Source organism: Aeromonas salmonicida subsp. salmonicida (genome assembly GCF_001643305.1).
In the GTDB taxonomy this organism is placed as follows: Bacteria; Pseudomonadota; Gammaproteobacteria; order Enterobacterales; family Aeromonadaceae; genus Aeromonas; species Aeromonas salmonicida.
This window is the reverse complement of sequence record NZ_LSGW01000093.1, coordinates 46919-55363: the sequence shown is the minus strand read 5'-3', so window position 1 is coordinate 55363 and position 8445 is coordinate 46919. Positions and strand designations below refer to the sequence as shown.

The 8445-nt window shown below is 62.4% G+C and carries 6 protein-coding genes; 4 read left to right on the top strand and 2 right to left on the bottom strand.

Annotated elements, in window-relative coordinates:
- Positions 1–218: 218 nt before the first annotated feature.
- The gene (locus tag AXW79_RS17485; RefSeq protein ID WP_043144750.1) at positions 219–707 is read left to right on the top strand and encodes an NUDIX hydrolase; all 489 of its coding nucleotides are present in this window, start codon (positions 219–221) and stop codon (positions 705–707) included.
- Between the two features lie 57 nt (positions 708–764).
- Here AXW79_RS17485 and AXW79_RS17480 read toward each other — a convergent pair whose 3' ends face one another.
- Positions 765–2054 carry a HAMP domain-containing sensor histidine kinase gene (locus tag AXW79_RS17480; protein ID WP_005318611.1) on the bottom strand — a complete coding sequence of 430 codons (1290 nt, stop codon included), beginning with the start codon at positions 2052–2054 and terminating at the stop codon, positions 765–767.
- Positions 2051–2731 (bottom strand): response regulator transcription factor, encoded by a 681-nt coding sequence (locus AXW79_RS17475; RefSeq protein WP_005318613.1) that lies wholly within the window; start codon positions 2729–2731, stop codon positions 2051–2053. The genes AXW79_RS17480 and AXW79_RS17475 overlap by 4 nt, the downstream gene beginning before the upstream one ends.
- A gap of 149 nt (positions 2732–2880) precedes the next feature.
- Between AXW79_RS17475 and AXW79_RS17470 the strand changes: the two genes are divergently transcribed.
- From AXW79_RS17470 to AXW79_RS17460, 3 genes are all read left to right on the top strand, one after another.
- Positions 2881–4035 carry an efflux RND transporter periplasmic adaptor subunit gene (locus tag AXW79_RS17470; protein WP_005318615.1) on the top strand — a complete coding sequence of 385 codons (1155 nt, stop codon included), beginning with the start codon at positions 2881–2883 and terminating at the stop codon, positions 4033–4035.
- Positions 4036–4037: 2 nt separating this feature from the next.
- Positions 4038–5987, top strand: coding sequence for a MacB family efflux pump subunit (locus tag AXW79_RS17465; protein WP_005318617.1), 1950 nt, complete (start codon positions 4038–4040; stop codon positions 5985–5987).
- A 280-nt stretch (positions 5988–6267) separates the two neighbouring features.
- Positions 6268–8415, top strand: a complete 2148-nt coding sequence (locus tag AXW79_RS17460; RefSeq protein ID WP_005318620.1) for a prolyl oligopeptidase family serine peptidase — start codon at positions 6268–6270, stop codon at positions 8413–8415.
- Positions 8416–8445: the final 30 nt, after the last annotated feature.

The following is an 8445-nucleotide window of genomic DNA, read 5'->3' as shown; positions in this document are numbered from 1 at the left end:
GTCGAAAGACTGGGCTTTTTCTCGTGTATTTTTTGCCAATTTGCATCACAGCCAAGCTCCAACACAACAAGGCTTTCCCGCTTGGGAGGGCCTTTTGTATTTCGGCTCAGGGGCTCACTTGCTTGTAGTACTTGCCGAGCAGTGGGCTCTATGCAGGCTGATTTGAAGAGGTTTTGCGGCATACAATGCACTTTGGTTTCAAATGGGAGGTAGCCTCTATGTTTTGCCCGCGCTGTGGTATCGAATCGCTGCAAAAACGCAGCGAGAAAGAGTTTGCCTGTGGTTGTGGTTTCCACTATTTCCAGAATGTGGCGTCGGCCGTGATGGTGGCGCTTTGCTGGCAGGATGAAGTGCTGGTTGCGGTGCGAGGGCGGGAGCCTGGCAAAGGACTGCTGGATCTGCCCGGTGGTTTCGTCGATCCTGGTGAGTCGCTGGAGGAGGCGCTGGTCAGGGAGCTGAAAGAGGAACTGGGGCTGGATCTGGGGATAGAGGCGCCTCGCTATGTCGGCTCCTTTGCCAACGTCTATCCCTATGACGATGTTGTCTATCACACCTGCGATACCGTCTTTATGCTGGAGTTGGCTCACAAGCCCGCCGTTACCGCGGCCGCTTGTGAGTGGCGAAAGTTGCGTGAGATCTACCCCACAGAGTTTGCCTTCCGATCCACGGGCGCAGCCATCGGCCAGCTGCAAAGGTTGCGGGGATGAGTGCCCGCCTCAGCGCTCTCGAACGACGCGACCAGATGGCTGAGCTGGAATAAAGGGCTAGCCCGGCAGGGAGAGGGTGACTATCAAACCGCCGTTATCGCCATTTCTGGCCTCGACCCGGCCGCCCTGGGCCTGAATGGCTTTACGAGTGATGGCGAGTCCCAGCCCATAGCCCTTGCCTGCAGAAGGGGACCCGATCCGCACGAAGGGATCGAACATGCTGGAGAGCTTGGTTTCGTCCACCCCCATGCCTTGATCCACCACCTCGATGGCGAACTCTCCCCCTTGCCTGTGCAGGGTCAGGGTGATGGATTGGCCAGGGTGAGAGAAGCGTAGGGCATTGCGCACCACATTGTCGAGCGCGCGGCGGATAAGCTCAGCCTGACCACAGATGGTGTGGTCCACCGCCTCATCCACCAGTTGTCTTATCTCGACACCCATATGCTGCGCCTCGTAGCGGGCATCGCTCACCACAGCCTCAACCAGGGCTTGCAGATCGTAATACTCCTCACAGTCCCGTTCGCCGTGGCTGGCGCGGGTGAGGGTGAGCAGTTCGCCGATCATCTTGTCCATGCGATGGGTTTCGAGCTGGATCCGCGCCAGGGATCCCTCGATCCTGGCCGGATCCTGTTGGGCCAGACCGATAGCCAGTTGCAGGCGTGCGAGGGGAGAGCGCAGCTCGTGGGAGACGTCGTGCAGCAGCTGTTCACGGCTCTCGACCAGCAGTTGCAACCGCTCGGCCATGGCATCGAAGTCACGGGCCGCCTCGCGGATCTCGTCGTGGCGTCGTCGCATCAGAGGATAGAGACACACGCCCAGATCACCCTGGGCGAGACGCTCGAATCCCTGCCGAAACTGGTTCATAGGACGGGTCAGATGCCAGGCGAGCAGGGCGCTGAAGAAGAGACCGCCGAGGCCGCCTATCCACCACATGGGGGGCGGCATGTTGAGCCAGTCGTTGCGTCGCGGCGGCGGTGCCAGTTGTTGCTGCAGGCCGGACGTGTCGTAACCAAGCCAGTAACGCTGGCCATCGGCTCCTTTGACAGTGCGGGTAAGCAGATGAGGGAAAGGGGATTGGGCGGCTTCACTCTGCTGGATATGCAGAAGCGGGCGTTCCTCGGCGGGCCAGTTGGTCGTCAGGGTGTTCAGGGTGGCGGGCCCCTTTTCTTGCAGCAGGGTCGCCGCCGAGTTCAGTTGCCGCCCGGCCAGCTGCCGCGCCATTCTCTCCTCTGGCGGTCCTTCATGGCTGTAGAGACTGAAAGCGACCCATAGCAGCTGGCTCATCATTATGATGGTGAACCAGAAGCCGAACAGTATCTTCCAGAACAGGTGGCCCTTGAGGATCATGTCAGCCGGTATCCTATGCTGCGCACCGTCTCTATGCCGATGACCTCACCCGCCAGCGCCTGCAGCTTCTGGTGGATATTGCAGATGTGCACGTCGACGCTGCGATCATAGGGCTCGCGCGGGCGGCCCAGTCCGTGCAGGGATAGCTCATCCTTGCTGACTACCCGCTCCGGCGCCCGCAGCAGCAGTTCCAGCAGATTGAATTCCGTGGCGGTCAGCTCCAGTGGCTCGCCTTGCCAGTGACACTGGCGAGTGGCTGGGGAGAGGGTCAGTTCCGCCAGACGCAAACCGTCACTCTTGCCAGCTGGCGCCGGTGCAGGTTCGACTCGTCGCAGCACGGCCCTCAGCCTGGCGACCAGCTCTCTGGGGTAACAAGGCTTGGGCACATAGTCGTCGGCCCCCATCTCCAGTCCGATCACCCTGTCGATGTTGTCCCCCTTGGCGGTGAGCATGATGACGGGGATCTTGCTGTCGTGGCGGATCTGGCGCAGTACCTCGCTGCCGTTGATATCGGGCAGCATGATATCGAGCACCACGGCCACATAGTTGCCGGAAAGAGCGTGTTGCACACCGCTCTTGCCGGTCAGCACATGGGTGGTGACAAAGCCTTCGCCGCCCAGGTATTCACTCAGCATGGTGCCAAGCTCCAGGTCATCGTCCACCAACAGGATCTTCATTGCTCTTCTCCCTCTCGAGTCGGCGCCATTTTCCCGTGTCTGCATGCGGCTGGCAGCTGCTTTTACGCAATCCTTACACTGCCCTGCAGGAGGCTTAACCGGGCATTGGGGTACATTGCGCTGGCTTGTTTCATCAAAGGATATCCCCGATGACCCGTACCCGTCTGTTCGTTGTCCGTCTGCTGCTGCCAGCCCTCTTGCTGATTGCGGTGGGCTGGTTTTTCAGCGCGACCGGTGCGGCGCCGGTGGCCTCCTATATCACAGCCACCGCCGAGCGGCGCGATCTGGAGCAGAGCGTGCTGGCTGACGGTACCCTGCAGGCCCAGAAACTGGTGAGTGTGGGGGCGCAGGTCTCCGGCCAGATCAAGGTCTTGCACGTTGCGCTCGGGGATCAGGTGAAGCAGGGCGATCTGCTGGTCGAGATCGACGATCTGACCCAGCAGAACGCCCTCAAGGATGCCGAGGCCGCCCTCGACAATGTGCAGGCCCAGCTGGCCTCGCGTCGGGCGACCCTGCGCAACAATGGGCTGGTGTTCGATCGTCAGCGCAAGGTGCTGGCTCGGGGGCTCGGTAGCCAGGCCGACTATGACAGCGCAGAGGCGACCCTGATCGCCACTCGCGCCGATATCCGGGCACTGATTGCGCAGGCGGTGCAGGCCCGCATCGCTGTGGATACTGCAAGAGTCAATCTGGGCTATACCCGCATCGTCGCCCCCATGGCGGGCACCATAGTGGCCATTCCGGTGGAGCAGGGACAGACGGTCAATGCGGTGCAGAGTACCCCGACCATCGTCAAGGTGGCGAGGCTCGACACCATGACGGTGGAGGCCCAGATCTCGGAGGCGGACGTGATCAGGGTGAGCACGGGCCTGCCCATCTACTTCACCATACTGGGGGCGCCCGAGCATCGTTACGAGGCCAGGTTGCGCGCCATCGAGCCCGCGCCGGACTCCATCAATGATGACACCAGCAGTTCGACCACCACAGCCGTCTATTACAACGGCCTGTTCGAGGTGAGCAATCCGGAAGGTGCCCTGCGCATCGGCATGACGGCTCAGGTACACCTGGTGCTGGCGACCGAGCGCAATGCGCTGGTGATCCCGGCCATCGCACTGAGCGGTGACAGGGTGCAGGTGGTGGATGGTGCGGGCAAGCTGCAGTGGCGGCAGGTGAAAGTGGGCCTCAACAACAAGGTGGATGCCCAGATCCTGAGCGGCCTCGAGGCGGGGGAATCCGTGGTGGTGAGCCAGTTGACGGCCCAGAACCAGCAGAGCGGGCGCATGGGCCCGCCCATGGGGATGTGATCATGACCCAGCCACTGCTGCAACTGAGCGGGATCCAGCGTCACTTCGGCGAGGGGGATCAGCGGGTACAGGTGCTCAAGGGGATTGACCTGACCATAGAGAGGGGGGAGATGGTGGCCATCGTCGGTGCCTCCGGCTCCGGCAAATCGACACTGCTCAACATTCTGGGTTGCCTCGACCAGCCGAGCGACGGTCATTACCGGGTTGCCGGTCAGGAGACGAGCAAGCTGGCCGCGGATCAACTGGCGGCGCTGCGCCGCGAGCATTTCGGTTTCATCTTCCAGCGCTACCACCTGCTGGGGGATCTCAGTGCCCGCGACAATGTGGCGTTGCCAGCCATTTATGCCGGTCTGGCTGCCGGTGAGCGACAGGCCAGGGCCGAGACGCTGCTGCGCAGGTTGGGGCTGGGTACGCGGCTCGACTACAAGCCGAGCCAGCTCTCCGGTGGCCAGCAGCAGCGAGTCAGCATAGCCCGTGCCCTCATCAACGGTGGTCAGGTGATACTGGCAGATGAACCGACTGGCGCGCTCGACAGCCACAGTGGGAAAGAGGTGCTCGGCATACTGCATGCCTTGCATGAGCAGGGTCACACCCTGGTGATAGTGACCCATGACATGAGCATTGCCGAGCAGGCCGAGCGCATCATAGAGCTCAAGGACGGTGAAGTGGTGGCCGATCGCCGCCGCGTGCCGGCATCTAATCCCCCACCTTTCCAGGATAAACCTCGGCCTGGCCGCTTTGCATGGGGTGGTGGGCTGGACAGGTTTGCCTCTGCCTTCAGGATGGCGCTGCGGGCCATGCAGGCCCAGCGGATGCGCACCTTCCTCACCATGCTCGGCATCATCATAGGTATCGCCTCCGTGGTTTCCGTGGTGGCGCTGGGGCGCGGCTCCCAGCAACAGGTGCTGGCCAACATCAATGCCATGGGCACCAGCACACTGGAGATCTTTCCCGGCAGCGGCTTTGGGGATAGGCGGGCCGAGGCGATACAGACCTTGCGGAGCGAGGATGCCGATGCCCTGGCCGGGCTCGATTATGTTCACAGCGTGACCCCCAGTCTGGCGACCAGCACCACGCTGCGCCGGGGCAGTCAAACGGTCTCCGGCACGGTAAACGGGGTGGGGGATCAGTTCTTTCAGGTGCGCGGCTATCGGGTGTTGCAGGGCATGTTGTTCGATGCCGGCAGCGTGGCCAGTCTGGCGCAGGAGGTGGTGATAGACGCGAACAGCCGGGATCGACTGTTCGATGCGGGGGAATCACCACTCGGGCAGGTGATCCTGCTGGGCAAGCTGCCGTGCCGGGTGATCGGTGTGGTGGCCCGCAATCAGAGCGGCTTTGGCAGCGACGAGAACCTCAATGTCTGGATCCCCCACACCACGGCCATGAAGCGGATGCTGGGTCAGAGCTATCTGCGCAGCATCAGCGTGCGGGTTCAGGATGAGGTTTCCCTGGCCGCCGCCGAGGATGGTCTCACCCGGCTGCTTCGCCAGCGCCATGGCAGCCAGGATTTCTTCGTGCTCAACACGGACAGCATCCGTCAGGCCATCACCAGCACCACTGCCACCATGACGCTGCTGGTTGCCATGATCGCGCTCATCTCCCTGGTGGTGGGCGGCATAGGGGTGATGAACATCATGTTGGTGTCGGTGACGGAGCGTACTCGCGAGATAGGTGTGCGGATGGCGGTAGGCGCCAGGCCCAGCGACATCATGCAGCAGTTTCTGATCGAGGCTGTGCTGGTCTGCCTGCTGGGGGGCGCAGCCGGTGTGCTGCTCTCCCTGCTGGTCGGCGTCTTGTTCGAGCACTTCAGCAGTCAGTTTGCCATGCGTTACTCCGCAAGCGCCGTGCTGGCTGCCTTCTTCTGCTCGAGCCTGATCGGCGTGCTGTTCGGTTTTTTCCCGGCTCGCCGGGCGGCGAGGATGGATCCCATCCATGCACTTGAGCGGGAGTAACCAGACTTTCGGCGCCTTTGTGCGCCAACTCATTCGCATCCTGGGGCGGGAGCTCATCCCTCTTCAACCCCCGGGTGCGGATTGGCCGGACGGCATGGACTGCCAGTCTGGCAAGCCTGAACTGTGTCATTGACATGACACGCCCTGCTCTGCGCAGGTTTTTCAACCGGGCCCCGTGCCCGGTTTTTTTACGCCCTCCTTTACCGTATTGAGGGGGATGCGATGGACGCGGCTCTTTGTTAACCTGCCTGTTTCACCCGAACCGCAGGGAGCTGCATCGATGCGATCCATTGTCAGCCTGCTGGCTTTGTCACTGCTGTGTGCTTGCAGCAGCCACTCAACCCGAGAGGATGTCATGTCAGGGAAAGAGCGCCTTCACTACCCCGTCACCCGCCAGAGCGATCAGGTGGATCACTACTTCGGTCACGCCGTGGCCGATCCCTATCGCTGGCTGGAAGACGACCGCAGCGCGGAGACCGAGGCCTGGGTCAAGGCCCAGAACAGTGTCACCCGGGATTATCTGGCACGCATTCCGTTTCGCGATGCCATCAAGGACAAACTGGCCGCCTCCTGGAACTACGCCAAGGAGGGGGCGCCGTTTCGCGAGGGGCGCTACCACTACTTCTTCAAGAACGATGGCCTGCAGAACCAGAACGTGCTGTGGCGCCAGCAGGCGGGCAAGCCGGCCGAGGTGTTCCTCGATCCCAATACCCTCAGCCCCGACGGCACCACGGCGCTGGATCAGCTGAGCTTCTCCCGGGATGGCCGCACCCTGGCCTACTCATTGTCGCTGGCGGGCAGCGACTGGCGCGAGATCCACCTGATGGACGTGGAGAGCAAACAGCCCCTTGAGGCCCCCCTCAAGGATGTGAAGTTCAGCGGCATCAGCTGGCTGGGCAACGAGGGCTTCTTCTACTCCAGCTACGACAAACCCGATGGCAGCGAGCTGTCGGCCAGGACGGATCAGCACAAGCTCTACTTCCACCGGCTCGGCACGGCGCAGCAGAATGACCGCCTGGTGTTCGGTGCCATCCCTGCCCAGCAGCACCGCTACGTGGGGGCAACCGTGACCGAAGATGATCGCTACCTGCTCATCTCGGCGGCGGACTCCACCTCCGGCAACCGCCTCTATGTGAAGGACCTGAGCAAGGAGAACGCGCCGCTGCTGACGGTGCAGGGGGATCTGGATGCGGACGTGAGCCTGGTGGACAACAAGGGCAGCACGCTTTACTTGCTGACCAATCGGGATGCGCCCAACCGCCGGCTGGTGACGGTGGATGCGGGCAACCCCGGCCCCGCCCGCTGGCGTGACCTTATCCCCGAGCGCCAGCAGGTGCTGACGGTGCACAGCGGCAGCGGCTATCTGTTTGCCGAATACATGGTGGATGCCACCGCCCGGGTCGAGCAGTTCGACCATGACGGCACACGGATTCGCGAGGTGGCGCTGCCCGGTCTTGGCAGTGTCAGCGGTTTCAACGGCAAGCAGGATGATCCCGCGCTCTACTTCGGTTTCGAGAACTACGCCCAACCATCCACTCTCTACCGGTTCGAGCCAAAAAGCGGGGCCATCAGCCTCTATCGCGCCTCGGCGGCCCCCTTCAAGCCCGAGGAGTACGTATCAGAGCAGCGCTTCTACCAGAGCAAGGATGGCACCCGGGTGCCGCTCATCATCAGCTACCGCAAGGGGCTGAAACTCGATGGCAGCAATCCCACCATCCTCTATGGCTATGGCGGTTTTGACGTGAGCCTGACCCCGAGCTTCAGCGTAGCGGTCGCCAACTGGCTGGATCTGGGAGGCGTCTATGCGGTGGCCAACCTGCGGGGGGGCGGCGAGTACGGTCAGGCCTGGCACCTGGCGGGCACTAGGATGAACAAGCAGAACGTGTTCGACGACTTTATCGCGGCGGCCGAATACCTGAAGGCCGAAGGCTATACCTCCAGCGACAGGCTGGCTGTACGAGGTGGTTCCAACGGCGGTCTGCTGGTGGGGGCCGTCATGACCCAGCGGCCGGATCTGATGCGTGTTGCCTTGCCTGCGGTGGGGGTACTCGACATGCTGCGCTATCACACCTTTACCGCCGGGGCTGGCTGGGCCTACGACTACGGTACCAGCGCCGACAGCGAGGCCATGTTCGACTACCTGAAGGGCTACTCACCGCTGCACAGCGTGCGGGCCGGTGTCAGCTACCCCTCGACCATGGTGACCACGGCGGATCACGACGACCGTGTGGTGCCAGCCCACTCCTTCAAGTTTGCCGCCACCTTGCAGGCCGACAACGCAGGGCCCAACCCCCAGCTTATTCGCATCGAGACTAATGCCGGGCATGGAGCAGGCACGCCGGTGGCCAAGCTGATCGAGCAGAGCGCGGACATCTACGCCTTCACCTTGTATGAGATGGGCTACCGGCAGTTGCCGCGTCTACCCTGACCCATGCGAGATGGGCTACTGGCCGTTGCC